The sequence below is a fragment of the Mycolicibacter nonchromogenicus genome, assembly GCF_002101775.1.
GTDB lineage: Bacteria > Actinomycetota > Actinomycetes > Mycobacteriales > Mycobacteriaceae > Mycobacterium > Mycobacterium nonchromogenicum.
In genome coordinates, this window is sequence record NZ_LQPI01000002.1 from 1 (window position 1) to 1,481 (window position 1,481).

A 1,481-nucleotide genomic window follows, 5' to 3' on the forward strand; every position below is an offset into this window, starting at 1 on the left:
AGATGACGATTTCCAGCCCGGCTGTGGCCGGGGAGAATGCGTACATGGATTCAACACGTCCACGTGGTGGTGGCCCGCAGCGGCGGCGCTCGTTTAGCCCGGCCGACAAGCTGGCGCACCTGGCTGCTTACGAGCAGGCCCGCTCCAGCGGCGATGGTGGCGCCTACCTGCGCCGCGAGGGCCTGTACTCATCTCAGATCAGCGAGTGGCGCAAGCAACGCGACGCCGGCGTGCTCGACGGCAAGCCGGCCGGGGCGAAGCTCGGCAAGCTCACCGCCGAGCAGGCCGAGATCGCCCGGCTCAAGCGCGAACTCGACAAGACGAACAAGCGCCTGTCCACCACCGAGGTCGCCCTGGAGATCATGGGAAAAGCTCACGCGCTCTTGGAAAGTCTCTCCGAGAGCGCGGAGCCGGACAGCAAGCCGACCAAGCGCTGATGGAAGCCTGGACCGATCTGCGCGGCCACGGGATCACCACTCGGAAGGCGGCGGCGTTGACCGGCATGCACCGCTCGACGGCCCTGCGGCGGGCCAAGCCGGCTCCGGCGCCACGTGATCCGGTGGTGCGGGTGCCGGTCAACAAGCTCACCGCCGCCGAATGCGCCCGCGTGGTTGAGGTGCTCAACAGCGACCGGTTCGTCGACACCACCCCGATGCAGGCGTGGGCCACCCTGCTCGACGAAGACACCTACCTGTGCTCGATCTCGACGATGTATCGGCTCCTCAACGCCAACAAGCAGGTCAAGGAACGGCGCCGGCTGGCCCGGCACCGCAAAGCGGTCTGCCCGGAACTGGTGGCCACCGCCCCGCGGCAGGTGTACTCGTGGGACATCACCAAACTGGCTGGCCCGGTCAAAGGCGTCTACTACGACGCCTACGTGATGATCGACATCTACTCGCGCTACATCGTCGGCGTGCACGTGCACGCCCGCGAATGCGGGGTGCTGGCCAAGGAGATGATGGAGCAGATCTTCGGCACCTACGGCATCCCGCACGTCGTGCACGCCGACCGGGGCACCTCGATGACCAGCAACAGTGTCGCCGGACTGCTGGCGGAGCTGGGTGTGACCCGCTCGCATTCGCGGCCGAAGGTCTCCAATGACAATCCCTACAGCGAAGCCTGGTTCAAGACGCTCAAGTACGCTCCGACTTTCCCGGATCGCTTCGAATCCATCCACCACGCAAGAGATTTCATGGACTCCTTCGTGGCCTGGTACAACCACGAGCACCGGCACAGCGGCATCGGCCTGCACACCCCCGCCGACGTGTTCTACGACCTGGCCGCCGCCAAGGACACCCAGCGCCGGGCCGTGCTCGCCGACGCCCGCGCACGCCACCCGCAGCGCTACGGCCGCGATCAGGCACCCAAGATCATCGACCTACCCGAGGTCGCCGCCATCAACCCACCAAAACCCATCGAACAGGAGGACCAGACGGCAGCCGCTTAACACCCGTTGGACTCAAACACCTTGACAAATTCCG

At 66.0% G+C, this 1,481-nt stretch carries 1 protein-coding gene; it reads left to right on the forward strand.

Going from position 1 to position 1,481, the window contains the following annotated elements; all coding sequences use genetic code 11:
• Positions 1-44 precede the first annotated feature (44 nt).
• Positions 45-1,447 (forward strand): IS3 family transposase gene (locus AWC18_RS00195; RefSeq protein ID WP_109559953.1). Its coding sequence is split into 2 segments (ribosomal slippage): positions 45-386 and positions 389-1,447, totalling 1,401 coding nucleotides; the frame shifts between segments, so codons are not numbered across the junction.
• Positions 1,448-1,481: the final 34 nt, after the last annotated feature.